General features: G+C 39.2%; 20 protein-coding genes. 11 read left to right on the forward strand and 9 right to left on the reverse strand.

What is annotated here, in order from left to right; all coding sequences use genetic code 11:
- Positions 1 to 122: 122 nt before the first annotated feature.
- The 7 genes from RE409_RS02600 (at position 123) to RE409_RS02630 (ending at position 8792) form a co-directional block, all read left to right on the forward strand.
- Positions 123 to 2174 (forward strand): carbon starvation CstA family protein, encoded by a 2052-nt coding sequence (locus RE409_RS02600; protein WP_201183118.1) that lies wholly within the window; start codon positions 123 to 125, stop codon positions 2172 to 2174.
- 13 nt (positions 2175 to 2187) lie between these two features.
- The gene (locus tag RE409_RS02605) at positions 2188 to 2391 is read left to right on the forward strand and encodes a YbdD/YjiX family protein (protein ID WP_053344312.1); all 204 of its coding nucleotides are present in this window, start codon (positions 2188 to 2190) and stop codon (positions 2389 to 2391) included.
- Positions 2392 to 2689: 298 nt separating this feature from the next.
- On the forward strand, positions 2690 to 3904 hold the full coding sequence (locus RE409_RS02610; RefSeq protein ID WP_201183114.1) for an ammonium transporter: 1215 nt from the start codon (positions 2690 to 2692) through the stop codon (positions 3902 to 3904).
- 15 nt (positions 3905 to 3919) lie between these two features.
- A complete protein-coding gene (locus tag RE409_RS02615) occupies positions 3920 to 4282 on the forward strand; it encodes a P-II family nitrogen regulator (RefSeq protein WP_201183112.1) in 363 nt (120 codons plus the stop codon).
- Positions 4283 to 4889: 607 nt separating this feature from the next.
- Entirely contained in the window at positions 4890 to 5540 is a 651-nt protein-coding gene (locus RE409_RS02620) for a LytTR family DNA-binding domain-containing protein (protein ID WP_098176956.1), read from the forward strand.
- A gap of 131 nt (positions 5541 to 5671) precedes the next feature.
- Positions 5672 to 7198: a succinyl-CoA:acetate CoA-transferase ScpC gene (locus RE409_RS02625; protein WP_053344317.1), complete on the forward strand. Its 1527-nt coding sequence runs from the start codon at positions 5672 to 5674 to the stop codon at positions 7196 to 7198.
- A gap of 487 nt (positions 7199 to 7685) precedes the next feature.
- Positions 7686 to 8792 (forward strand): AI-2E family transporter, encoded by a 1107-nt coding sequence (locus RE409_RS02630; RefSeq protein WP_201183108.1) that lies wholly within the window; start codon positions 7686 to 7688, stop codon positions 8790 to 8792.
- Positions 8793 to 8874: 82 nt separating this feature from the next.
- Here the strand turns inward: RE409_RS02630 and RE409_RS02635 are convergent, their stop codons facing one another.
- The 3 genes from RE409_RS02635 to RE409_RS02645 all read right to left on the reverse strand — a co-directional run bounded on the left by RE409_RS02635 (position 8875) and on the right by RE409_RS02645 (position 12980).
- Positions 8875 to 10293: an NAD-dependent succinate-semialdehyde dehydrogenase gene (locus tag RE409_RS02635; RefSeq protein ID WP_309558476.1), complete on the reverse strand. Its 1419-nt coding sequence runs from the start codon at positions 10291 to 10293 to the stop codon at positions 8875 to 8877.
- 263 nt (positions 10294 to 10556) lie between these two features.
- Positions 10557 to 11825: a dicarboxylate/amino acid:cation symporter gene (locus RE409_RS02640; RefSeq protein WP_057218203.1), complete on the reverse strand. Its 1269-nt coding sequence runs from the start codon at positions 11823 to 11825 to the stop codon at positions 10557 to 10559.
- 234 nt (positions 11826 to 12059) lie between these two features.
- Entirely contained in the window at positions 12060 to 12980 is a 921-nt protein-coding gene (locus RE409_RS02645; RefSeq protein ID WP_309558477.1) for a ketopantoate reductase family protein, read from the reverse strand.
- Between the two features lie 278 nt (positions 12981 to 13258).
- On the opposite strand from RE409_RS02645, the gene treP reads away from it, so the two are divergent.
- Genes treP through treR form a run of 3 tightly spaced genes read left to right on the forward strand, consistent with a single transcriptional unit; the run spans position 13259 to position 17160 of the window.
- Positions 13259 to 14719 (forward strand): PTS system trehalose-specific EIIBC component, encoded by a 1461-nt coding sequence (gene treP / locus RE409_RS02650; RefSeq protein WP_201222279.1) that lies wholly within the window; start codon positions 13259 to 13261, stop codon positions 14717 to 14719.
- Between the two features lie 24 nt (positions 14720 to 14743).
- A complete protein-coding gene (treC, locus tag RE409_RS02655) occupies positions 14744 to 16429 on the forward strand; it encodes an alpha,alpha-phosphotrehalase (RefSeq protein ID WP_201222277.1) in 1686 nt (561 codons plus the stop codon).
- Between the two features lie 20 nt (positions 16430 to 16449).
- Positions 16450 to 17160 (forward strand): trehalose operon repressor, encoded by a 711-nt coding sequence (gene treR, locus RE409_RS02660; RefSeq protein ID WP_201222275.1) that lies wholly within the window; start codon positions 16450 to 16452, stop codon positions 17158 to 17160.
- Between the two features lie 158 nt (positions 17161 to 17318).
- On the opposite strand, the gene RE409_RS02665 is transcribed toward treR, so the two are convergent.
- Both RE409_RS02665 and RE409_RS02670 read right to left on the reverse strand, forming a co-directional pair.
- Positions 17319 to 17873 (reverse strand): 3D domain-containing protein, encoded by a 555-nt coding sequence (locus tag RE409_RS02665; RefSeq protein WP_201183090.1) that lies wholly within the window; start codon positions 17871 to 17873, stop codon positions 17319 to 17321.
- A gap of 517 nt (positions 17874 to 18390) precedes the next feature.
- Positions 18391 to 19455: a M20 family metallopeptidase gene (locus RE409_RS02670; RefSeq protein WP_201250112.1), complete on the reverse strand. Its 1065-nt coding sequence runs from the start codon at positions 19453 to 19455 to the stop codon at positions 18391 to 18393.
- Between the two features lie 163 nt (positions 19456 to 19618).
- On the opposite strand from RE409_RS02670, the gene RE409_RS02675 reads away from it, so the two are divergent.
- Positions 19619 to 20122 carry a general stress protein gene (locus RE409_RS02675; protein ID WP_098176950.1) on the forward strand — a complete coding sequence of 168 codons (504 nt, stop codon included), beginning with the start codon at positions 19619 to 19621 and terminating at the stop codon, positions 20120 to 20122.
- 48 nt (positions 20123 to 20170) lie between these two features.
- Here the strand turns inward: RE409_RS02675 and RE409_RS02680 are convergent, their stop codons facing one another.
- From RE409_RS02680 to RE409_RS02695, 4 genes are all read right to left on the reverse strand, one after another.
- Positions 20171 to 22162: a methyl-accepting chemotaxis protein gene (locus RE409_RS02680; protein WP_309558479.1), complete on the reverse strand. Its 1992-nt coding sequence runs from the start codon at positions 22160 to 22162 to the stop codon at positions 20171 to 20173.
- A gap of 221 nt (positions 22163 to 22383) precedes the next feature.
- Complete coding sequence (locus RE409_RS02685) at positions 22384 to 23853, reverse strand: PH domain-containing protein (RefSeq protein WP_309558481.1); 1470 nt, start codon at positions 23851 to 23853, stop codon at positions 22384 to 22386.
- 2 nt (positions 23854 to 23855) lie between these two features.
- Positions 23856 to 24350: a PH domain-containing protein gene (locus RE409_RS02690; RefSeq protein ID WP_201183075.1), complete on the reverse strand. Its 495-nt coding sequence runs from the start codon at positions 24348 to 24350 to the stop codon at positions 23856 to 23858.
- A gap of 137 nt (positions 24351 to 24487) precedes the next feature.
- A protein-coding gene (locus RE409_RS02695; protein WP_201221481.1) for an IS3 family transposase occupies positions 24488 to 25821 on the reverse strand; the annotation gives its coding sequence in 2 pieces (ribosomal slippage) (positions 24488 to 25449 and positions 25449 to 25821; 1335 coding nt in all).
- Between the last annotated feature and the right edge of the window lie 137 nt (positions 25822 to 25958).

The raw sequence follows: 25958 nt of genomic DNA on the forward strand, positions 1-25958 counted from the left end.
TCTGAATATATACAAAATTCTTTAAATTCGTTTGGTTAAGGGGGAAGTATGTAAGCATATTGCCATATGAAATGAAGACTTTTTATAGTAATTAATAATTTTAATAGATAGGAGATGAAAAAATGAAAGCGCTTAAGTCAGTCATTCTTTGGGGGATTATATCGGCGGTTGGTGCAGTAAGTTTTGGTTTCGTTGCTTTAAACCGAGGAGAAAGTATTAATGCTATGTGGATAGTCACTGCAGCTCTCTGTGTATATTCGGTTGCGTATCGCTTTTATAGTAAATTTATCGCACAGAAAGTGTTTGAGCTAGATGACAATCGTCAGACTCCATCAGAAGCAAATAATGATGGAAAAGACTACGTCCCTACAAATAAATGGGTGTTGTTTGGTCACCATTTTGCAGCAATTGCTGGAGCTGGTCCGCTTGTAGGACCGATCCTTGCTGCACAGATGGGATATTTGCCGGGAACACTTTGGCTTGTAGTTGGAGTTGTTTTAGCCGGAGCGGTACAAGATTTTATTATACTCTTCGGTTCGATGCGCCGTAACGGCAAATCGCTTGGTGAGATGATTAAAGAGGAAATTGGACCTATTACAGGTTTGATTGCAATGGTGGGGATTCTTGGTATCATGATTATATTATTAGCGGTACTTGCCCTTGTAGTCGTAAAAGCCTTGATTGGCAGTCCTTGGGGGATGTTTACGATCGCTTCAACCATCCCGATTGCAGTCCTTATGGGCGTCTACATGAGATATATCCGGCCTGGTCGGGTTGGTGAAGGTTCAATTATTGGTATTATCTTATTGATGCTTGCTTTATATTTCGGTCGATTTGTATCCGAAAGCGCGACATTGGCGCCAATGTTTACGTTCAGTGGTGAAACAATCGCTATCATGTTGATCGTATACGGATTTGTTGCTTCTGTTCTGCCAGTATGGATGCTATTGGCACCACGTGATTATTTAAGTACATTCTTGAAAATCGGAACGATCATCGGGCTTGCGCTTGGTATCTTTATCGTCATGCCAAGCCTTGAAATGCCTGCTGTCACTCAGTTTATTGATGGAACAGGACCTGTTTTCTCGGGGAATCTATTCCCGTTCTTGTTCATCACGATTGCTTGTGGAGCAGTGTCGGGATTCCATGCCCTTGTTTCTTCCGGTACAACACCTAAAATGATTGAACGTGAATCTCATTCGCGTCCAATAGGATACGGAGCTATGCTGACTGAATCCTTTGTTGCCATCATGGCGATGATAGCAGCCTGTGTACTGACACCAGGGATTTACTTTGCGATTAATAGCCCAGGTGCGGTTGTTGGAACGGAGCCAGCTCAGGTAGCAGCGACGATTTCCGATTGGGGATTCATTTTGACACCAGAGATGATTACTGGTCTGGCAGATGATGTCGGAGAAGAAACGATCTTATCCCGTACTGGAGGAGCACCGACCTTTGCAATTGGAATGGCTCATATCTTCTCGCAGGTGGTTGGTGGAGCTTCACTGATGGCGTTCTGGTATCATTTCGCGATCCTGTTTGAGGCATTGTTCATCTTAACGACCATTGATGCTGGAACAAGGGTAGGGCGTTTTATGATTCAAGATATTCTCGGAACCTTTTATAAGCCATTTGCACAGACGAGTAAATGGCTGCCAAACATCATTGCGACGGCCATTTGTGTTCTTGGTTGGGGTTATTTCCTTTATCAAGGAGTTATTGATCCTCTTGGTGGAATAAATACACTTTGGCCGTTGTTTGGTATTGCAAATCAGATGCTTGCAGCCATTGCATTGCTGCTTGGTACAACTGTCCTTTTCAAAATGGGCAAAAAAGCATACACATGGGTTACGCTTGTACCGACTGTATTCTTATTGATTGTAACCATGACGGCAGGTTGGCAAAAGCTATTCCATGAAAACCCGGCGATTGGCTTTTTGGCGCATAAGGACAAATTTAAAGCCGCCTATGATAAAGGGGAGGTTCTTGCCCCGGCAGCTAACTTAGCCGAAATGAAACGAGTTATCATCAATGATTATGTGGATGCAGCCCTTTGTGCCATCTTCATGATTGTTGTCATCACTGTCCTGATTTCAGCCATAAGATTATGGATCAAGGTCTTGAAAAATCAAAAAATAGATTTACATGAATCACCTTATGTATCAAGGTCATAAGGGAGGGAAGACAATGTTGAAAAGATTAACAAAGATTCTTAGCTTCAGAAAGCAGTTTGTAAGTTTGCTTGTCGGCGTACCTAGTTATGAAACTTATGTAGACCATATGAAGGTCCACCATCCCAAAGATCCAGTAAAAACTAGGAAAGAATTTTTCTGTGAAGCGCAGGATGAACGGTATAATGCTAAAGGTGGTAAAGTGTCTCGTTGTTGTTAACTAATTATTTTTTTGAAGGGCCCTCGATTTGAGGGCCCTTTTTGGTTCGTTTTTTAGCGTGGGAAATAAGTAGGGATGGATTATAAGAACATTAGACTAAAAAAATTTCTTTTGAAATGGTATTAAGGCAAAATTCTTTAGATTTACGGTTATTTATTCATACTAATGTTATAAAATCTAACGCTCTTTTGATAAAATATAAAAATAAAGTTGAATTATTAGAAAATTAAGTATATGATAAAAAAAATAACATAATGATGTTAAATAACATAACATATATAAAAAAGGGGGAAACAAAATGCAAATGGCAGATTCGGTTTTTATGTTTTTGGCAACAATGATGGTTTGGCTAATGACACCAGGGATTGCCTTATTTTATGGTGGGATGGTAAAAAGTAAAAACGTCCTGAATACGGCAATGCATAGTTATATGCCACTGGCCGTCATTTCTATTCTTTGGGTACTAGTTGGATATTCATTATCATTTTCACCAGGAAATGCACTCCTTGGCGGTCTGGATTGGGTTGGTTTAAAAGATGTAGGCTTCGAACCAGGTCCATACAGCGAAACAATTCCTCATAGTTTATTCATGTTATTCCAAATGACTTTTGCTGTATTAACCGTTTCAATCATTGCAGGAGGTATTGCAGAGCGGATGAAGTTTTCAGCATTCTTAATTTTTACAATTCTTTGGTCTCTATTCGTATACGCTCCTGTTGCTCACTGGGTATGGGGAGGCGGCTGGTTAGCTGAACTCGGTACTCTTGATTTTGCTGGTGGTAACGTTGTTCATATTTCTTCCGGGGTTGCAGGTCTGGTTTTAGCAATCATGTTAGGAAAAAGGAAAGAATCAGGTAACAGTGCACCACATAATCTTCCATTAACATTCCTTGGCGGATCATTAATATGGTTCGGTTGGTACGGCTTCAATGTCGGAAGCGCACTGACAATTAATGCGGTAGCAATGAATGTATTCGTGAATACAGCTGTTGCAGCAGCTGCAGGTATCCTCGGTTGGTTAATTGTTGAGTATATGGCGAATAAAAAAGCAACATTGCTAGGTGCAGTATCTGGAGCGATTTCTGGGTTAGTTGCCATTACACCAGCGTGTGGGTTCGTAACACCAGCATCTTCCATCATTATCGGTGTCGTTGGTGGAGCAGTATGCTTCTGGGGTGTATTCTTCCTGAAAAATAAACTAGGATACGACGATGCCTTAGATGCTTTCGGTTTACATGGCATCGGTGGAACTTGGGGTGGAATCGCGACAGGATTATTTGCTACTACTTCCGTAAACGAAAGTGGAGCTAATGGTTTATTCTACGGAGATTTCAACTTGCTTTGGAAGCAGATTATAGCCATCGTTGCAACGTATATATTCGTGGCCGTGGTCACTTATATCATTGCAAAAGTAATAAATCTTTTCGTTCCATTGCGTGTAAGTGAAGAAGATGAGTCAATGGGGCTTGATCTTACACTTCACGGCGAAAAAGCCTATCACGAATCACTTTAAATGGAGGTTGATCATATGTCTGAGGTTTTAACGAAAATTGAAATCGTTACACGTCCTATTAAGTTTGAACAATTCAAAACAGAGCTTGCAAAAATAGGGGTAAGCGGAATAACTGTATCGGAAGTAAAAGGAACAGGACTTCAGAAAAGTTATGTGGAAACGTATCGCGGTCGAAATCGGGAAATGTCGTTACATGATCGGATGAAAATCGAGATTGTTGTTTGTGAAGTTCCAGTTCAGGATGTTGTGGATGTGGCAAGGAAATTTTTGAGCACAGGGAAACCTGGTGACGGCAAAATCTTCATTTATGAATTAGCGAATGTCGTGAATATCCGAACAGGAAAAGAAGGACATGATGCTTTAAAAAACGAGAACTAGAAGGATTAATTAATCTAACATTATGTGCCGAATTCAGCAGATTAGAGAAAGGAGCTAAATATGGGGAGACTGGTCCGAATTGTTAATGCAAAAAAACAAAAGATTGTTAATACACTCATATCAGAGAATGTATATCAACCTGCTGACCGACCCTTTTTATTAGAATTACCATTGAAAAATTTAGAAGAAATTTTATCACTTCGAATAAAATCCTCGTTTCAAAATCAGAGTTATAAAAAATAACATTTTGCAGCCGTTTCTTCTATATAAAGGAGAACGGCTTTTTTATGCTTTTACTGCATTTCATCGGCAATTGATTTTAAAAGTTTATAGCTTGGAAGTGATTTTTATTATATAAGGGAACTTTTTTTTATCTCCCATAGAAATCGATGAGTATTCCTACTATAATGAATATGGACAAAAATTTTAATCCAATTTATTTGCTTTTTTTGACGTTTTTAGCTTAGTTAATTCAATTTTTCTTTATTTTGCGAAAAAAAACTTCAAAAAAATTGTAAGTCTTCCATAAATAATGAAGTAGGTTCGAGAATGCCCTGTTTATAGTGAGGGGAATTTATAAATATGTTCTTTTATGAGGTGAGGGGAAATGGATCAATTTACGGTCGAGTCCGTTTTAAATATCATCAGGGAATTTGTTCCGCAGGATGCTTCAATCTCTGTGGCTGACTCAGAAAAATACATTTATTACCAACCGAGCAAGCAGGTTGACTTAGGAATTAAACCAGGAGATTTAATAAGTGAAAAAACAGCTACTTATAAAGCGTTGAGTGTCCGAAAAAAAATTGGTGTACAAGTTGAAAGTAATGTATTTGGCGTACCTTATTATGGTTTGAGCGTACCAATAATGGACGAGGGTAATCCGTTAGGGGCAGTAACAGCCATTTTGCCGTCAAAGCAGTTAATATTACCGACTTCATTTTTAACAATCAAAACAGATGACCACTGGATACCACTTCCATATGACGAAATTATGTATTTAGAAGCGCAAAATAGGAAAACTAAAATTCAGTCCGAACGCGTGAATGGATTTCATAAAATGAACTTAAGTGAATTGGAGTTTATTTTACCGAATGATTTGTTCATTAGGGTTCATCGTTCGTACATCGTCAATATTAATTATATTCAGGAGATTCTTCCTGATTTTCACTCTACATTTTTACTGGTAATGAAGGATCAGTCTAAAATCCAAGTTAGTCAAACATATGCAAGTCAATTCAGAAGAGCTCTAGGATTTTAATGTTTCTCCTTGATGTGATAAAAATGCTGGTTTGTGCTCTATTTAAGGCTTTTCATTCGAAAACGAATGTGACAATTACACGGGCTTGATAAAATTAAGTGTAAGAAAAGCGAAAAATGGGGGTCTTTTGTATGAACGAAAGCGTTTTCAAAAAAATTCGCAACGAACAATTTAAGGGGAAAGTTGTTACAGCGGAAGAAGCAGCTTCTTGGATTAAAGATGGGATGAAACTTGGTATGAGTGGATTCACTCGTGCTGGTGATGCTAAAGTTATCCCGATGGCTCTAGTTGAAAGAGCTAAAACTGAAAAATTTAAAGTTGACGTTTATACTGGTGCTTCATTAGGGCCAGAAGTCGACCAACATATGGCGGAAGCCGGTATCATTAACAAACGCTTACCGTTCCAAGCGGATAAAGGTATTCGTAATAAAATCAATGCTGATGAAGTCACTTATGTGGATCAGCATTTATCTCATACAGCTGAACAAGTTCGTCAAGGCATTGTCGGACCTATCGATTTTGCAATCATCGAAGCATTGGCTATTACAGAAGAAGGATTAATCATCCCAACAACTTCTGTAGGTAACTCAGCCATCTTCGTTCAAGAAGCTAAAAATGTAATTATTGAATTAAACGTGTCTCATCCAGAAGGATTAGAAGGCATGCATGATATTTATACACCCGCTAAACAAGGTGAGCGCCAACCAATTCCAATGACTAGCGCAAGCGATCGTCTTGGATCAATTGGTATTCCGGTTGACCCTGAAAAAGTTAGAGGGATTGTGGTTTCTACAGATCTTGATGCACCTTCTACAATCGTGCCACCAGACGAAGAAACAGCAACAATTGCCAATCACCTTATTAACTTCCTTCGTGAAGAAATCAAGGCTGGCCGTTTAACTGAAAACCTTGCTCCGCTCCAATCTGGTGTAGGTTCAGTAGCAAACGCAGTATTCGCTGGTTTCCTTGATTCTGAATTTAAAGATTTAGAAGTGTATTCTGAAGTTTTACAAGATGCAGTATTCGATTTAATTGATGCTGGAAAAGTAAAATTTGCTTCAGGCTGCTCGATTACATTAGCTGAAGAAAAAGGAAAACAAGTTTACGGTGAGCTTGATAAATACCGTGATAAACTCGTTCTTCGTCCACAAGAAATATCTAACCATCCTGAAATCATCCGTCGTCTTGGTTTGATTTCAATCAATACTGCGTTAGAGTGCGATATTTACGGTAACGTAAATTCTACGCATGTTTCTGGTACAAGAATGATGAATGGTATCGGTGGATCAGGAGACTTTGCTCGTAACTCACGCCTAGGTATTTTTGTAACGAAATCATATGCTAAAGGCGGCAAAATTTCTAGTATCGTTCCTTTCGTTTCTCACGTGGACCACACTGAGCACGATGTGGATGTACTAGTGACAGAGCAAGGTATTGCTGATTTACGTGGTCTAGCACCAAAAGAACGCGTAGAATTAATCATCGAAAACTGTGCACACCCGGATTACCGTCCGCAACTTCGTGCATACTTTACTGAAGCAGTTGCTCAAACTGGTGGACATCAAACTCCACATATTCTTGAAAAAGCATTCTCTTGGCATACAAACCTTGCTAAAAACGGTACAATGCTTGAAGCTGCTCTTCAAGATCAAAAATAAGATATATGACCACCCCGCTATTATAGCGGGGTTTTTTTAGGGGTTCAGCACATAGCGCTGAGCCTCTTTTTATATGTATTTACTGTAGCATGTCATTGGATAGTGATTCTAAGAGTCATTCCTTTCTTCACTAAAGCATGGTTTCTATTATTGATGTTGAGATGCCTGCTCTGACCCTACAGCAAAAATTGCTGATCGAATTCAAATGACCCGTTTTCATTGTATATTTTCTTTTTGTATTATTTGCAATATATTAACTGGTTTTTAGATTTTAATAAATAATAAATCATGCTTAAGTATCCAAAAGAGTGGGAATTGTATCATAAGGTTTTTTTAGATTATTTTTGTATATAATTATACGTTCAGGTTATAGAAGTATGGTAAACTGCTAACAATGAAAGATTATCATACATAGAATTTTACATTATATATGTCGTTTCCTTAGAAATAGGGAGTTATATAGAATGGTTATATTGGAGGAGATAATTTGTTCAAGACAAAACTGCATTTTTGGACGTTAGAGTTATTATTATTGTCTTTACTTTTTTATGTTGGTACAAAGATTTCTTTTCTTTTTGAGCCAATTGTGATTTTTACCTCAACTTTGTTCTTTCCAATCTTGATTTCAGGTTTCCTCTTCTTTTTGTTCAACCCAACTGTTGACTTTTTAGTTAAACGGAGATTGCCGAGGGGATTGGCGATTTTATTGCTTTACGTATTTTTCCTTGGATTGATTAGTTTGTTGGTCGGCCTAGTGGGCCCATCGCTTTCTAGACAGGTCACAGATTTAGTCAATAACCTCCCGGATTATTTCAATCAAGTAAGAAAGTTCATTGAAGATTCAGCTGAGTCAAAATGGTTTTTGTGGACTGTGGAACAAGATTATGTCCCTTTGCAAGAAGTAGGAGATTCGCTTCAAAAATATTTGACGAATTTACCGAGTAATATAACGAATAGTTTGTCTTCGGTTTTCAGTGTAGTGACGAATATTACGTTAGTAGTCGTGACGGTTCCTTTCATCCTATTTTATATGCTGAAAGATGGGGATAAGCTTCCAAGTTCCATCATGAAATTCGTACCCGTTCGTTACAGAAAACCAGCTTTAACGGTACTTAAGGAAACGGGAGAGACGCTTACTACTTATATTCAAGGACAGATGCTAGTTTGCATGTTTGTCGGGATTGGAACGTTTATTGGATATTTAATCATTGGTTTGCCTTATGCGTTCTTATTTGCGCTGATTGGTGCGGTAACCAATATCATTCCATATGTAGGTCCGTTTATCGGAGCGGCTCCTGCGGTCATTGTGGCGTTGATTCATTCACCGACAGAAGCGTTATTGGTCATTCTTGTTGTAACGATTATTCAGCAGCTGGATGGTAATGTCATTTCACCGTTAGTCATCGGGAAAAAATTGAACACTCATCCGCTTACGATAATCATCCTTTTACTCGTTGCTGGAAACATTTCAGGTATCATCGGAATGATTTTGGCAGTTCCGACATATTCCGTTGTAAAAACGATTGTGTTGAATATCGTAAAGTTCATCAGGATCCGGAAAGAGGAAAAGCTTGAAGAAGATATATTAGAATGAAAAACGGGACCAACTCAAAAGAGTTGGTCCCGTTTTTCTTTTTTAAGAAAGGTTCCCCAATAATCAAGGGTACTTGAACATATTACAAACCTAAAGAAATATATTTTACTTCTAAGAACTCTTCAATTCCCTGGTGTCCGCCTTCGCGGCCGAGCCCACTTTGCTTGAAGCCACCAAATGGAGCCTGTGGAACGGAGGGAAGTCCGTCGTTTAAGCCGACAATTCCGAATTCTAGTGCTTCAGTAGCTTTGATGCCTTTGGTGATATTTTCGGTAAACACGTATGCAGCTAACCCGAAAATGGAGTCATTTGCACGCCTAATAGCTTCTTCATCCGTCTTAAAGGAGGCGATTGGAGCTAATGGACCGAATGTTTCTTCCTTCATACAGAGCATGCTGTCATCGATGTTGGAAAGAATTGTTGGCTCTAGGAAAAGCCCGCCGATTGATTTTCCACCAGCTTCGAGTTTAGCTCCGCTACTGATTGCTTCATCGATTTGTTTTTGAACCTTATCCACCGCATCTTGGTCAATAAGTGGACCAATGTCGACGCCTTCTTCTAGCCCATTGCCTACTTTAAGTTCGTTGACTTTAGCCACAAGTTTTTCGATAAAGGTTTCTTGAATGGATTCGTGAACATAAATACGGTTTGAACAGACACATGTTTGTCCAGCATTACGGAATTTAGAACTGATAATGCCATCGACTGCTTTATTAATATCAGCATCTTCAAAGACGATGGCAGGCGCGTGTCCGCCAAGTTCAAGTGAGACTTTTTTTACTGTATCGGCGGAGCCCCTCATTAAGGTTTTACCGACTTCTGTTGAACCGGTGAATGTCAATTTACGGACACGTGTATCTTTAAGCCAGGTTTCACCGATTTCTGATGAGTTCCCTGTCACGACATTGATGACGCCTTTTGGAATACCAGCCTCTTCTGCTAATTCTGCCATTTTTAAAGCTGTAATAGGAGTCAGGTTGGCCGGCTTAATGACGACCGTACAGCCGACAGCAAGGGCAGGTGCCACTTTTCTTGTAATCATCGCTGCTGGGAAGTTCCATGGTGTAATGACGGCTACCACTCCGACTGGCTGTTTAGTCACGAAAAGTCGCTTATTAGACACGGAAGCAGGAATTGTTTCACCGTACACTCGTTTTCCTTCTTCGGCAAACCAAGATAAAAATCCATTAGCATAGGTCATTTCCCCAAGAGCCTCTTTTAAGGGTTTACCTTGTTCCTCTGTCATGATTCTAGCTAATTCTTCTTTATTATCTTCGATTAATCGATGCCATTTCCAAATTAAATCGGCACGTTCATAGACTGAGAGAGCTGCCCAACCTGTAAAGGCCTCATAAGCAGCATCGGCAGCCTTGGCCGCTTCAGCTGCACCACCTTTAGGTACGGTGGCAACGACTTCATCCGTTGCCGGGTTTTTCACTTCAATTTTATCCAGTCCAAAATCTGACCACTCACCGTTAATAAATAATCCGTAATCCTTCATGATAAAACCTCCTATTTTGGTTAAATCCATCAAACTACTTAAAAATCTTTTACCTTTATACCAATACCTGTTATATAAAATTATAAACACTTTTTGGAGTTTCTGAAATTTATTTGATTGGCTATTTTTTTGAGCCATTGTAATAAAGTGAAGAAAGGGGAAAAGACATGGGAAATCAGGATGAAAATCGGGAAGGTTTTTATAATAATAGATTATCAAAAAAAAGAGGTGCAAGTTGCACACCTCTTTTTTTATAGCTTATTTTATTTTTCCGAGGAGACGGCTACTTCACCGACATTGTCGGAGAGAGCTTGATTTGGATTGAATTCGCCTTCTGATTTAGAGATGACTACAGTCGCAACACTGTTACCGATAAGATTAGTGATGGCACGTGCTTCGGACATGAAGCGGTCAACCCCTAATAGGAGAGCCATACCTTCAACTGGAATCATCGGGAATGCGGCTAATGTTGCAGCAAGTGTAATGAAACCAGATCCTGTTACACCTGCAGCCCCTTTAGATGTTAACATCAAGATTCCTAGAAGGGTTATTTCCTGCCAGATGCTTAAATCGATACCATATGCTTGAGCGATGAAAATCGCTGCCATGGATAAGTAAATGGATGTGCCATCAAGGTTAAAAGAATAACCAGTTGGGACGACCAAACCGACTACGGATTTTGAACAACCGTATTTTTCTAGTTTTTTCATTACGCTTGGAAGAGCAGATTCCGATGAAGATGTTCCTAATACTAATAAGATCTCTTCTTTTAAATAGGCAATGAATTTGAAAATATTAAAACCGTAGATTTTTGCGATTGAACCAAGGATAAGAATAATGAATAGGGCCATCGTGATGTATACGCTACCCATTAATTGTCCAAGAGAACTTAGAGAACTAAGACCGAACTTACCGATTGTGTAAGCCATTGCCCCAAATGCTGCCAATGGAGATACTTTCATAATCATACCAACGATGCCGAAGAAAATATCAGCAATATGCTGAAGGAAGGAGACGACAGGTTGTACTTTTGGTCCCATCGCAGCCATTGATAATCCGAATAATACAGCAAAGAATAAAATAGGGAGCAAGTCGCCACCAGCCATCGCAGCAACTGCATTATCTGGAATGATGTTAGAAATGAAGGCAACTGCGCCATGTTCCGTTTCGGAAGCGGCTGTTGTATATTGTGATACATCTCCGCCTTCGACTGAATCAATGTTGAAACCTTTACCAGGTCCTAACAGATTAACTACGATAATTCCGATAGCAAGGGCGAAGGTGGTAACGATTTCAAAATATAGCAGGGCCTTTCCTCCGATACGGCCAACCTTCTTCATATCGCCCATGCCGCCAATTCCGATTACGACCGTTAAGAAGATGATTGGTGCAATGACCATTTTAATCATTTTAATAAATAAATCAGCTAATATCTTCAGTTGTTCACCGAAAGTAGGGAAGAAGAAACCGACTGTAATACCTAGAATAATACCGATGATGACCTGAACGGTTAGATTTTTTAATATTTTCAAGGTGCATTCTCCTTTGTTATATGATAGCGCTTTCTTAACTTAACTTTAGTGTAACAGAAGGAAGAGTCAGAATATTCTTTTGGTGATATTGTTCTTTTTGGTCTTTTTGGTCTTGGGGATAGTTTAGTAGCTGAAGGGAAAGAAGGAATTTGAAGTAATATTGAATTCATTAAGGATCTACTTTGAAAAGCCGCAAAAAAAGTACCGGTGTAGTAGCACCGGTACTTGAGAAAATCAATTTTCAAACGGTTTTATGAGTCCATAAAGGGTTTCAATAACGGGAAGTTTTAAATTGACCTTTTCAGCTAGACGCAGTGCACCACCTTGTAAATGCTCTACTTCAAGGGTTTGGCCTTTTCGAAGGTCTTGATGCATGGAAGAGGTTGATTCGTCCGGTAAACCTGCCATGTTTTCTAGTGCCTGAGCAACATTCTGTTCTGTTATTCCGACGTTATAAGCATTTGCAAGTTTCTTCATTTCAATAAGGACATGTTCTAGTAACCTATTAGTTTCAGGGAATCTCCGTATTGTGCCAATAGGGAGGTTGGAAGCGGTTGTTACACCGGAGAAAGCGGTAATGAACATATATTTAATCCACATCCTGATTAAAATGTTTTCTGTTCTGCTTGCCCCCATGATAGCTGAACTGACTGCCTGTTCAAATTCGTCGCAAATCTTTGTTTGTGAGGGATGAAGCGGGCCAAAGATTAAATCGTGATTCTTATTGGAGTGAATTACATGGCCCTTTTCGTTTAGGGTAGCGATAATGAAGGCGCTTCCCCCTATGACGGCTGCTTCACTTAGTTCGTCTTGCAAAATGGAGATATGTTCTATTCCATTCAAAAGCGGAAGGATCTTCGCGCCTTTTTCAACAAGAAGCTTCAAGTCAGGGATGGTCCCCTGCAAGTGCTGGCCTTTTACGGCAAGAATCACTAGATCAACTTGTTCTATTTTCTTTACATCTTCTATGATATGTAGCTCGTTAAAATCATAGTTTCCATGAGGACTAGTTATTTTTAGGCCATTTTCTTTCAATTGTTGGGCACGTTTTTTTCGGACAAGGTATTGAACATGCTGTCCGGCCTGTTGTAACCTTCCACCAAAGTAGGAACCTAATGCACCAGCCCCAATAATGACAATATTCAAAGTGCGCACCTCTCTTTTAATTAGGATGTCCTAATCATAACATCGACTGAATTTTCAGTAAATGTTATGTGGAATAATAAGGTTGTATTCTTAAACTATGTATTTACGAACACAGCCAAAAGATACAAAAGCGGTGTAGTTTAAAAATCGGAGGCTGATGAAAAAAAGAAAGCGGTTCCATTTTTTTCTTGACTAACTTGTATATACAAGTTAGTCTATCAATAACAAACATGTATATACAATTTTAGGGAAGAGACGAACAATAAATGTTAAGGGGAGGGATTGTTATGGCAAAGGAATATAGTCAGATAGTGGAAGGAATCGTCAAAGGAGTAGGAGGAAAAGAGAATATCCAGTCTGCAACGCATTGTGTTACAAGGCTTCGGTTTGCATTGAAAGATGAAACGAAAGTGGATAAGGAGGAACTCGATAAAATCGATGTGGTGAAGGGTGCCTTTTCCGCTAATGGTCAATTTCAGGTCGTGATCGGGCAGGGGACGGTAAACAAGGTATATGCGGAAATGGTCGAAGCCACCGGAATTGGGATTGCTACGAAGGAAGAAACGAAATCAGTTGCTGAAAGTAATTTAAATCCACTTCAAAGGGCGGTTAAGGCGTTAGCTGATATCTTTATCCCAATCCTTCCTGCAATCGTGACGGCTGGTTTATTATTGGGAATCAATAATATCCTGACTGGGACAGGTATCTTTTTTGAAAAAAAATCCCTTGTCCAAGTCTATACCCAGTGGAGTGATTTTGCCGATATCATTAACCTAATAGCCAACACGGCCTTCACATTCCTGCCGGCACTTGTCGGTTGGTCAGCCGTGAAGCGATTTGGTGGTAATCCATTGCTTGGAATTATTCTAGGATTGATGCTGGTTCATCCAAGCTTATTAAATGCTTGGGATTATCCAAAAGCAAAGGCAGCTGGCGATATTGGTATGTGGAATTTATTTGGCCTTCAGATTGAAAAAGTAGGCTACCAGGGTCAGGTGCTCCCTATTTTAGTAGCTTCCTATGTACTGGCGAAAATTGAAGTGTTTTTAAATAAACGGGTTGCCGATTCCTTTCAATTGCTGGTAGTCGCACCGATATCATTACTAATCACTGGTTTTCTAGCCTTCATCGTCATCGGACCAGTGACTTTTACGATTGGAAACTGGATCACTTCCTTATTCGTTGGAATATTCGACATGGCGCCTGTTATAGGAGGGCTGCTATATGGTGCATTATATGCTCCGCTGGTTATTACCGGCATGCATCATACCTTCCTAGCGGTTGACTTTCAGCTCATCGGTTCGATTGGAAGTACCTTCCTGTGGCCGATTCTTGCACTTTCGAATATTGCCCAAGGTGCATCGGCACTTGCCATGATGTTTCTGGCGAAAAATGATGAAAAACTGCGAGGACTGTCGCTGACGTCATCAATCTCAGCGTTTCTTGGTGTAACTGAACCAGCTATGTTTGGGGTAAATCTGCGTTATCGTTTTCCGTTTTATTCAGCAATGATCGGTTCGGCACTTGGGGCTGTCTATATTATGCTAAATGCTGTCACATCACCCTCTATCGGTGTTGGCGGAATACCAGCAATATTCTCGATTTTTCCAAATAAATGGATTCCGTTTAGCATCGGCATGGTCATAGCAATTATCATCCCCTTTTTTCTTACTTTTTTCCTGGGGAAATCAAAAAAATATACTCTAAATAGTAAAGAGAATACAAGAATTGAAGACCATAGCGTCTAAGTTTAATAAAAGAAAGGACGTGACATGATGAAGGAATGGTGGAGAAAAGCGACTGTTTATCAAATCTATCCGAAGAGCTTTAATGATACGACCGGAAATGGCATCGGTGATATTAAGGGAATTATTGAAAAGCTTGCCTATTTAAACGAGCTCGGAGTGGATGTTATCTGGCTTACACCGATTTACAAATCACCTCAAAAAGATAATGGCTATGATATTAGTGATTATTATTCAATTGATGAAGAATATGGATCGATGAGGGATTTTGAAGACCTGGTAGCTGCAGCTCATGAACACGGAATTAGAATCATCATGGATCTTGTCGTAAATCACACCTCGACTGAGCATGAATGGTTTAAACGAGCATTAGAAAGTGATGATTCTCGATTCCGCGATTTTTATATTTGGAGAGATCCGATAGACGGTCATGAACCGAACAATTGGCTTTCTAAGTTTGGCGGATCAGCCTGGAAGCTGGATGAAAAATCCGGTAAGTATTATTTGCACCTTTTTGATGAAACTCAGGCTGATTTAAATTGGGAAAACCCTCAGGTTAGGCAGGAAATTTATAAACTGATGCATTATTGGTTTGAAAAAGGGATTGATGGCTTTCGGCTTGATGTAATCAATCTCATTTCTAAGAATCAGCAATTCCCCAATGACGACGGTACACTTGCACCTGGAGACGGCAGAAAATTTTATACGGATGGGCCGCGCGTACATGAATTTTTGCATGAGATGAACCAAAGTGTACTTTCCAATTATGACAGCATGACGGTCGGGGAGATGTCTTCGACGACGATTGAGGATTGTATCTCTTATTCTTCTCCTGAGCGGAATGAACTGAGTATGACGTTTAACTTCCATCACTTAAAAGTGGATTACCCAAACGGAGAAAAATGGGCGGTTGGAGAATTTGATTTTCTATCTCTTAAGCAGATTCTTTCAAAGTGGCAGATGGAGATGCATCAGGGTGGGGGGTGGAACGCACTATTTTGGTCCAATCATGATCAACCCCGAATTGTCTCACGCTATGGAGATGATGCGTTATATCATCAAGAATCGGCGAAAATGTTGGCAACAACGATTCATATGATGCAGGGGACACCATTCATTTATCAAGGCGAAGAGTTTGGGATGACAAATCCGAATTTTGACAGAATCGAGCAGTACCGGGATGTAGAAACATTGAATTATTTTCGAATTATGAAGAAGCAGGGGATGTCAGAGCAGGAGATTTATTGTATATTACAGCATAAGTCACGAGACAACTCGAGAACGCCTGTACAGTGGAATGAATTGAAGGAGGCGGGTTTTACGAAAGGGACCCCATGGATTCCAGTGGCAGAAAACTATCGGGATGTTAATGCAGCACAAGCATTGAATGATCAGGATTCAATTTTCTATCATTACCAGAAACTAATCCAGCTTCGCAAAGAATATGAAATAATAACGAGCGGTGATTATAAAATAATTCAGTCAGAACATCCTGAGTTATTTATCTATGTCCGTAGCTACCAAGACGAACAGCTTCTTGTGGTTAATAATTTTTATGCAAAAGATACAAAATTAATTCTGCCTGCGGAACTTCTGAATAATGAATCTGAGACTATACTCATCGGAAATTATTCTCAGTCATTGCCTCTATGTCACAAAATGGAAATTCGACCTTATGAATCCGTCGTTTATCATTTGAAAAAGAAATGGTAAAATACTTTGGGTGATAATTAATGAAAAATAAATTTATGAAGATATATGAAAATATTTCAAAACAAATACTTGATGGACGTCTAATCGCGGGGGATATGCTGCCGTCTGAAAATGAATTGGCTGAAAGTCATTCTGCGTCAAGGGAAACGATTAGGAAGGCGCTGAAGATGCTGTCGGAAGATGGGTACATTCACAAAGTCCAGGGTAAAGGATCAATTGTTCTGGAAATGAAGCGACTTGACTTCCCCGTTTCCGGACTTGTTAGCTTCAAGGAGTTAACCCAAAAAATGGGCGGGAGGGCGAAAACATATGTTGAAACCTTCGAGAAGATTAATCCGAGCCCTGCCTTGCAGGAAGTATTAAAGCAAACAGAAGATGAACTAGTATGGAAAGTCATCCGTGTTCGTGAAATTGATGGAGAACGAATTATCCTTGATAAAGATTTCCTTGCAGAGAAGTATGTCCCTCTTCTGACCATAGACATTTGTCGGAAATCCATTTATGAATATTTGGAAGAAGATTTGGGTCTTTCAATTGGCTTTGCCAAAAAAGAAATCACGATTGAGGAGCCAACAAAGGAAGATCGGAAACTACTCGACCTTGAAGGTTTTCACAGCATAGTCGTTGTCAAAAGTCACGTTTACCTTGATAATGCTAGTTTATTTCAATTCACCGAATCTCGTCATCGTCCTGATAAATTTCGATTCGTCGATTTCGCAAGAAGAAAATGAGAACATTACAAGAAGGTGCCTCATACGTAGGCGCCTTTTTTGGTCTCCTTAGGCATTACCAATATTATTCAGCAAATATAAAGAAACCTATAGTTTAGTAGTTAGTAGAGCATGAAAAAACAAAAAAACAGCCTGAAATCTATCAGGCTGTTTTTTTGTTAATTATAGATTTTTACTTTAACGGTTTTTCTGCCCCAATTGATAGCTTTTGAGTGAGAAGAGTAGAAGACGTCAATTTTATTCCCTTTGATTGCGCCGCCTTTATCTGCCGCAATGGCATCCCCGTATCCTTCTACATGAACTTTTGTTCCTAGTGGAATGACCTTAGGGTCGACTGAGATCGCTTTTGCGTTAGGGTTTTTCTTTAAGTTAAGACCCGATGCTGTAATACCGCTGCAACCTTTGCAGTTCGCAGTGTAAGCTGTAGCCTTCACGGTGATCGTTTTATATTTCTTGGATGATGACGTTTTAGCTTTAGGTTTAGCAGAGGTCGAAGTCTTCTTGACCTTTAAAACTTGTTTTGGATGGATGTTATCTTTTTTTAGGTTGTTCCAACTTTTGAGTTGATTGACTGTTATATTATGTTTATTGGCGATACTCCATAGTGAGTCGCCGCTTTTAACTTTGTATGTAGTAGTAGCAGCCGATGAAACTCCGGAAAAACTAAATACCAGGAAGAAAGCAGTGAAAATTGGAAGTAGTATTTTTTTCAAATGAATAGTCTCCTTTGTTTTAAATCGTAGACTTAGAATAACAGTTATATATGACAATAATGTTTCGCTGGAATAGTAATTGTGTTACAAAAGCGTTTCTGCTGATAAACAATTGTAATATAAACCAGGTAAAAAGAACTAATTATTTAAATGTTCCAATATTATGTATTTTGTCAATATAATAGGTTTTTTGTTTAATACCCTTGATTTAATGGCATAATTTGTTTAAAAGAATAATATATGGTTGTGTTTTGTTTAGGTTTAAAGGCCTGTATTTTTTGTAAAAAAGAAACACATAAAGAGTTGAATTTTTCTATTTTTTTAGTGGATAGCGTTATCAATTCTTATTCACTTGTGAAATGAAGTTCGTAGTTCTTGAGGTTTTCTATTATTTGCGGGATTTTCAATGATTTCACTAGCATCTCTTCATCTAGTAAAAAGAAGTTTATTATTGTAATAATAGACGCATGAAAAAGCCGACAGCTATATGGAATGTCGGCTTGTAACTTGTAATAAATTAAGATAAAACGAATTCAGAAGCAAAATCGACGAGCATTTGTTGATAAACAGCAACAGATTCGAGACTTACACATTCCCTGTCGCCATGCCAGTTCTCACCTTTTGGGCCAAACTCAATAGCCGGGATATCATATGCCGCAAAAAAGACAGTATCAGCGGAGCCATGCTGCCCAAAAATGATAGCTTCCTGATTGGTGTTCTTTTCAATAATTGGACGAAGAAGAGTGATGAATGGGTCATTCTCTTCGGTTTTTACAGGCTTGCTGTACATGCTCAGATGGATATTATTTCCTGTCACGCTTTCAATCTGTGCAATAATCTCTTCCATGGTTTGGGTAGGGAGATAACGGATATCAAGACTGAGTAAGCAGGCATCCGGTACCTTATTATAGACATCTCCACCTTTTATTTTAGCCAAATTAAGTGAGGGGGATGTGTAAAGTGGAGAATTTTCCCGAGTGAAGGGAAGTTCTTTAATTTTTTGATAGAGATCATACGCCTTTTCAATAGCATTCACTCCTTCCCATGGCCGGCTTCCATGTGCGGATTTACCTGAAACTTCAATATCCAGACGAAGGGCTCCCTTGGCCTGCAGGCCGATCCCTAACTGCGTCGGCTCTGCACAGATTACAAAGTCCCCTCTATAACCATGCTTCGCTAAATATCCAGAGCAGTTCAAACCGCCAATTTCTTCATCTGATACGATTTGGAGCTGGATTTTTAGACCTAAGTCTCTATCTTTTAGTTCTGAAAATGCACACATCATGCCTGCAATCCCCGCTTTCATATCAGCTGCCCCACGTCCATATAATTTCCCTTCATGAATCTCAGGGAAAAATTGATCCGGCGTCCCGCTGACAACATCGACATGGCCATTCCAAATCACGGTTTTTTCTCCACTGCCAATTTCGCTTACAAGCATTTTGTACCCGTTATTTACTATTACATTCACGGTAAGTCCTTGCTTGTTAAGCCATTCCGCACAGTATTCAACTGCTTCGTTGGCTCCTTCTTTTGATGAACTGTCAATAGATACTAAATCTTTAAGTAACTCGATGAGCAAATAGAAAACCTCCTAAAAATATGCATACTATAATTATATATACCCTTATTAAGAAAGGGTTAAATCAAAAATATTTTCCTATTAAAAAACGTTTATTCTTTTCATTTCTCAGGGTATGTAAAGGGGGAGCGACAATTTACATTCTTTAAGGAGGATGATAGATATGGATAAACGTATAATTGGTGTATATGAAACTGGAGAAGAGGCCATTAAGGCAGTTGAGGCTTTGCAAGCTCAAGGATATAATCGTGAAGATATTTCAGTCGTAGCGAAAGATAAAGAAGAATTAAGGACAGTGAATGAAGAAACGGGTACAAAAGTTGAAGAAGGACTTGCTGCTGGTGCAGCGACCGGAGGCATCTTGGGCGGTGCAGCTGGTTTATTAGCAGGAGTAGGGGCGTTAGCGATTCCTGGAATTGGACCTGTATTAGCGGCTGGGCCACTCGCTGCTACATTGGCTGGTGCAGCCGTGGGAGCTGGTACAGGCGGCCTGGCCGGCACATTAATTGGTCTAGGTATACCTGAAGAAGAGGCAAATCGATATGAAACAGATGTGAAGAATGGCAAGCTACTTGTGTTAGTTGATGCAGATGCGAGAAAAGCCCATTCTTCCTACTCAGGTATTACAGAAACGGATGAAACGCTTACTAAAAGTAGACCGCTTTAATAGATTTGGATAAAAAGGGACGGATCCTTAGGGTCCGTCCCTTTTTTGTTAGAATGTGAATTTTTTTATTTCGTTGTGCATTTCCTGGGATAGGGTATCTAATTCATTAGCAAGGGCATTTAATTGCTCCATTGAGGCATTCGTTTCTTCGACAGAAGCAGTTACTTCTTCAGTACCGGCAGCCGTTTCCTGACTGATTGAGTTTAAATGCTCTGCATTACTAGACATCTGTGAGACCTGAGCAACCATCTCGTTCATCATCATTTTAATTTCGTCAAAATTGCTGAATGTGTTCGCAATTATCTTTGCTATGTGACTAAAGGCGTTTTCTGTATCGGTTACAAAAGTATCCTGGTGATGGATTTTTTGATTGACTTGGTCAATTAAATTAACCGTATTCGTTGTATCAGTTTGCATGGCATGAATGATTTTCGAGATTTCCTTAAGAGATTGCTCCGTTTGCTCGGCCAATTTCTTAACTTCATCAGCAACCACTGCAAAACCCTTTCCATGCTCACCAGCTCTTGCTGCCTCTATAGCTGCATTCAAAGCGAGTAAATTAGTTTGCCCCGCAATTCCGCTAATGGTCTTTACAATATCGCTAATATCACGGGAACGTACATCCAATGATTTAACCGCCTCGCTCATATTATTGGAAATCAGGGTCGTTTCATTAAATTGCTGTTTTAGGTTTTGGACTTGAACGATTCCATCTTCCGAAGCCTTGAACATATTATCGGATTCCATGGACATTTTGCTCGTACGTGTCTCAAGGTCATGGATTTTATCAGCCAAAAGCTTTACAGCATTTTCATTATTCTGACCGATTTCAATTTGGTCTATGGCCCCCGCCGCAATTTGCTCCATCGTCAAAGCTACTTCGTTTGCCGAAGCAGAATTCTCATCTACACTGGCGACGAGCGTCATAGAGGAGTCAGCTACTTTATGGGAGAGGTTATTAACTTTTTCCAGCATGTGACTCATATTCCGGGTCATTATGTTTGTGTATACTGTAAGCTGCCCAATCTCATCTTTCCTCCAAATGGAATTAGTGGAAGTGAAATCACCATCAGTCATTTTTCGAATGGATTCTTGCAGCCTATTTATAGGTTTTGTTAAAGATCGAGTGATGAAGATTGCAGAAACGGCAGTGATGGTAAAGACGATTATCAGTGTGATGATATTGTCGATTATCATCGAATTGGCACGTAATTTCACTTCATTTTCATCTATTACACCTGCAATTTTCCATCCCGTTTTAGGGTTGGATACATAACTGATGATTCGGCTTTGTCCTTCATATTCCTCAATCATTGTTCCAGATTCGCTATTCATTTTTTTGAAAATATTTTCTTCTGAAATATCCTGTTGGATTTTCTTTTTATCTGGATGCGTAACGAATGATCCTTTCTTGTCTAATAAAACGGTATAACCAGTTTCACCCAATTCCGTTTGATTAACCATCGTGATTAAAGTATCAATCGAAATGTCGACACCGAGCACACCAATCAATTTATCTCCATCATAAACGGCTTTGGCTGCGGTAATGACAAGTGTGTTCGTTGCTTTATCGGTATATGGTTCCGTCCAAATAATTTTATTTTTTTCTTTCAATGCAGCTTGATACCAATCTCTTTGTCTTGGATCAAAGTTAACTGGTAAAACAGTTTTAGGGAATATTAAGGTTTTTCCTTCCTTCTCGGTGGCTATATACAATCCATTTATTTCCTCATTGCTGGAATGTGTCGTAGAAAACTCAGCCATTATAGATTCAGGGTCCTTATTAAAAGAATTCATGATGGGATACTTGCTTATTCTATCTAAATGATCTTCCGTTTTTTGAAAGAAAATCTCGAAAGAATTATTTATTGATTTTACTTGCTCTTTCGTCGATACCGTTAGTTCCTGGGTCCTCAAATCAACACTATTATTATAGCTATTATAAGAAATGACCAATCCACTAATCATGATCAAAGCTAAAAAAGGAATTAAAATTTGTTTTTTTAGAGAATTAAAATACCATTCTGTTAGTCTTTTCATGTGGGAGATGCTCCTTAAGTACTTCAAATTTTTAAAATGGTTTCAATAGATATTTCGGCATGTTTTTACTTTTTTGAAGCTTTTAGCTGGAATATTCTTGTAACTATTAATAATGTTGTTAGGTATCTTTATCAGAGCAGATTACAGATGGAAGAGAGGGGGGAATATAGATGAAATAAAAAAGAGCTGACTGTCATAGTCAACTCTTCCGTTTTTTAACCTTATTCGACTTGAATATTTTGCGTTCGGCAAGTATACCATGTGTAAAACTCGTCAGCATATTCAACTGATACGTCTTGAAGCTTTGTATGATGCACTGGTTTGGAGCGGTTAACAGTTTCAATTGAGGCAAGCCCGAAGAGTTTTTGTAATTTCGAGCGTTCTACTTCAATTTGAATGACTTTGCTTCTTTTTGTAATAAACAGTGACGTTTCTAAGCTTCCTGATTTGAACTGAATAATCTCGTTATTTAACAAATAACGACTATTTTTGTAATCTAATATTCGCAATGTGTAAATAAGGACGAGTAAAATCACTGATACATACCATATGGCCGGTTTAAAATAATAGATTGCCACGGTCGTAATGATCCAGAAAAAGCTGGGCCGCAACATTCGTACTTTGAACGCTTGTTTCGATAAGCGTTCCATCGAACGTTCCACTTTGTAAGTAGGTAAAATCTCTTCTATCATCGCATACGCACGGTCAACCGATAAAAACGGATAGAGAGTATTTGTTTCTAGTTCTTTATCGCCTGTACTTCCTGCGCTTATCAGTTTTACTTCCGCTAAACCAAGCATTCTTTTAATGAGTGATTGGGTGATCTCGACTGCTTGTACTTTTTCTTTCTGAATCGAAAAAGCAGATTCGTCAAGTACACCTTTCTTAATATACACGCGTTCATGGTCTGATGATATTTCATACTTCCCATATTTAACGAACGTGGAAATAATTCCGAATGCAACGGCTATACAAATAATGCCGATGAGAGCTATGGTTACAATCCACCATGTATCTAATAACGTTGCAAGCAACCCTTCGGCATTTTCCATATTGAAAAAATCATCGAGTGTATTATAAATAGTAGCGACAATCGGAATAAGCGCCAGGAAGCTGAGTGATGTAAAGGAGGCTTTCAGCACATCCTGTTTGGTAGGTGTAAAATGAATCGTCTTTTCAGAAACCGATTCAACAATTTCCTGGATATCCTCTTCAGTACCAGCGACTTCGATAACAGAAAGTTCTTGTATTAACGATAATTCCTGTTCAAGTCGTTGGGCCTCTTTTTGAGAAATAACCTCAAATGGTACAGAACCTTGATCATCAGTCATCCCGGTTTCAAATGTTAATGAAGTTAAGTTGAAAAGTTTGTGGAATAGAGTTGTACGTCGCTGTACGTTTTGTACTTTAAGAAACGGAACTGTTCGAAACGACTTGGAGATAAGCCCTGATGTAATATGAACGGTTCCTTCTTTAATTTGGTATTTATATGTATACCATTGAAGGATAACTGAAATAACTCGCCATACCAAGTAAACTAGAAACCCGATTTGGAGCACCTTCATATATGTCTTTTCAGTACCGAAGTTTAGTACATAAAGCATGATAATAAAAAACAAGTTCCCTTTCATTACTTTCCCTAATTCGAAAGGGATTTTGAACGGGTGTAACCGTTTTGCATGTTCTTCCATTGTTAATCCACTTCCTTAATTTTTGCGAAATGGGCAATTTTATCTCGTAGTTCATACGCTTCTTTCTCTGAAATGGCAGGTATGTCATGGGAAGCACCCATTGTCCCGATACTTATCGAATAAAGATTATATTTCCGCAAAAGTGGACCTTGGTTCAACTTGACTGATTGTACTTTCGTCATCGGAATGAGTTCGTGAGTTTCCTTCCATGCTCCTTGTTTTGTTTGAATGAATTCTTCGCTCACGTCGTAACGCCAATACTTTTGCAAAAGGATTGGTTCAATAAAGATGGACCATATTGCATGAAAAAATAGTAATACGATAAGGCCGGTTATAGTCCATCCAATCCATTCTTTCCAAGCAAAATAATTATCGACATACAATAGAATGCTAAGGACGGCGAGGATTACAAGATTGGTAATGGTTTCAGTCATCCGCCAAACTTTAACGGATTCTTTGGAAATTTTCTTCGTGGGCGGTTGAATCATTGAATACATATGTTCACTCCTTACTGTGTCTTAATACTAATACGAATAAACTTTCAGAAAAGTTCCCTAAATATCATCTAAAGGGATGAAAAAGAGCCCTATTAGGTTGAACTGTGCCCCATTTTACGGACAGTATAAAAAAGTGCCTAAGCGGCTAATAAGTGGTCCCGGTATTGTACCGGGGCCATTTTCTTTAGCCCCCATTGATAACGATGTTCATTATATTCTTCAATAACTCGATCAATTTCTTCCTTCACATCCGTTAAATTAGTACATGTTTTATATTCTGCCAAATCCTTAAAGTGGCCAAAGAAACTTTCCATTGGCGCATTATCCCAACAGTTTCCCTTGCGGGACATGGATTGGGTTATCCCAAGTTCCTTCACTTTGCGTTGAAATAGCGGATGGGTGTAATGGAACCCCTGGTCAGAATGAAGGATTGCACTCGGGTGGAACTCGTGACACACAGCCTGCTTTAGCTTATTTAAAGTCTCGTAAGCGATATCCATTTCTAATGAAGTAGATAAATGGTACGTAACGATTTCTTTTGTGGCGGCATCTTTTACGCAGGATAAATACGCTTTTTGGCCTTTCCCATAATAAAGATAGGTAATGTCAGTAAGCAGGACCTTCCCTGGCACCTCCTGATTGAATTCACGATTAAGGAGGTTTGGACAAGTAAGGTGCTCCTTGGTTGCCTTGGCCATCTTCCGATACGGGTTGGCCCTTCTGATTTTCGCTAGGAGATTATATTTTGTCATCAACCGTCTGATTTTCTTATGATTCATTACGGCCGAGTAGTCATTCTCCATAATCATTTTGATTTGGAGGGCGCCTACTTTTTCCTTTTTACTGATGAAGATATTTCTGATCAATTTTATGTCCAATTCATCCTGTTCTTCACGAAGCTCACGGTAAGGAGCTGCCTTTAACCAATCATAGTAGCCACTTCGACTTACACCAGCCAATTTGCATAGATAAGAAACAGCCTTCTTTAATTGGTGTATTCTGATCGTCCTTTCAATCAGATAGAACTTCTCAGCAGCAGTTAGAATCATTTCTTTTTCAGAGCCTGCCTTTCTAGCTCTTCCAGCTTTTTTAGGAAGTCATTTTCTGCTTCAAGGAATTTGATTCTCGCCTCGGCCTTCCTAAGTTGATCCTCTACAGACTGTGGCTTGGAAGTGGGGCGTCCTGTACTTCCTTTTCCACGGCGTTCCGTAAGGAAGCCTTCCTCACCAAACCTTTCAAAGGTACTACGCCAGCGCTGTAGACAACGTTTGGGTTGTTTCTTTCCAATTATTTCGAGATTAATTCCCTGGTCAATGAAAATTTGAGAGGGGGCTTTCCCCTTTTTATATTCCTTAACAGCTTTTGTCTTAAATTCAGGACTATAGGAAATAGATCGCTCGGAAGCACTAATGATATTTGGATTCTTTTCAAGTTCTTTAATCTGAAATTCAGTATATATATTCTTACTCATAGAAACCCTCCGTCCATACTCATTACATCTATTGAAACATAAAAAAACCCGGATAAGGGACACTTTTTTATGTGTGTCCGTTATCCGGGGTATAGTTCAAGGTATGGGGGCCGTTTATTGATAAAAGTCTAGATTTG

Origin of the sequence: Peribacillus sp. R9-11 (assembly GCF_031345095.1) — a bacterium.
GTDB classification, from domain to species: Bacteria; Bacillota; Bacilli; order Bacillales; family DSM-1321; genus Peribacillus; species Peribacillus butanolivorans.

Coding starts and splice junctions, on each gene's coding strand:
- RE409_RS02600 (WP_201183118.1), top strand. CDS start 123: ATGAAAGCGCTTAAGTCAGTCATTCTTTGGGGGATTATATCGGCGGTT.
- RE409_RS02605 (WP_053344312.1), top strand. CDS start 2,188: ATGTTGAAAAGATTAACAAAGATTCTTAGCTTCAGAAAGCAGTTTGTA.
- RE409_RS02610 (WP_201183114.1), top strand. CDS start 2,690: ATGCAAATGGCAGATTCGGTTTTTATGTTTTTGGCAACAATGATGGTT.
- RE409_RS02615 (WP_201183112.1), top strand. CDS start 3,920: ATGTCTGAGGTTTTAACGAAAATTGAAATCGTTACACGTCCTATTAAG.
- RE409_RS02620 (WP_098176956.1), top strand. CDS start 4,890: ATGGATCAATTTACGGTCGAGTCCGTTTTAAATATCATCAGGGAATTT.
- RE409_RS02625 (WP_053344317.1), top strand. CDS start 5,672: ATGAACGAAAGCGTTTTCAAAAAAATTCGCAACGAACAATTTAAGGGG.
- RE409_RS02635 (WP_309558476.1), bottom strand. CDS start 10,293: ATGAAGGATTACGGATTATTTATTAACGGTGAGTGGTCAGATTTTGGA.
- treP (WP_201222279.1), top strand. CDS start 13,259: ATGGCAAAGGAATATAGTCAGATAGTGGAAGGAATCGTCAAAGGAGTA.
- treC (WP_201222277.1), top strand. CDS start 14,744: ATGATGAAGGAATGGTGGAGAAAAGCGACTGTTTATCAAATCTATCCG.
- treR (WP_201222275.1), top strand. CDS start 16,450: ATGAAAAATAAATTTATGAAGATATATGAAAATATTTCAAAACAAATA.
- RE409_RS02675 (WP_098176950.1), top strand. CDS start 19,619: ATGGATAAACGTATAATTGGTGTATATGAAACTGGAGAAGAGGCCATT.
- RE409_RS02680 (WP_309558479.1), bottom strand. CDS start 22,162: ATGAAAAGACTAACAGAATGGTATTTTAATTCTCTAAAAAAACAAATT.
- RE409_RS02685 (WP_309558481.1), bottom strand. CDS start 23,853: ATGGAAGAACATGCAAAACGGTTACACCCGTTCAAAATCCCTTTCGAA.
- RE409_RS02690 (WP_201183075.1), bottom strand. CDS start 24,350: ATGTATTCAATGATTCAACCGCCCACGAAGAAAATTTCCAAAGAATCC.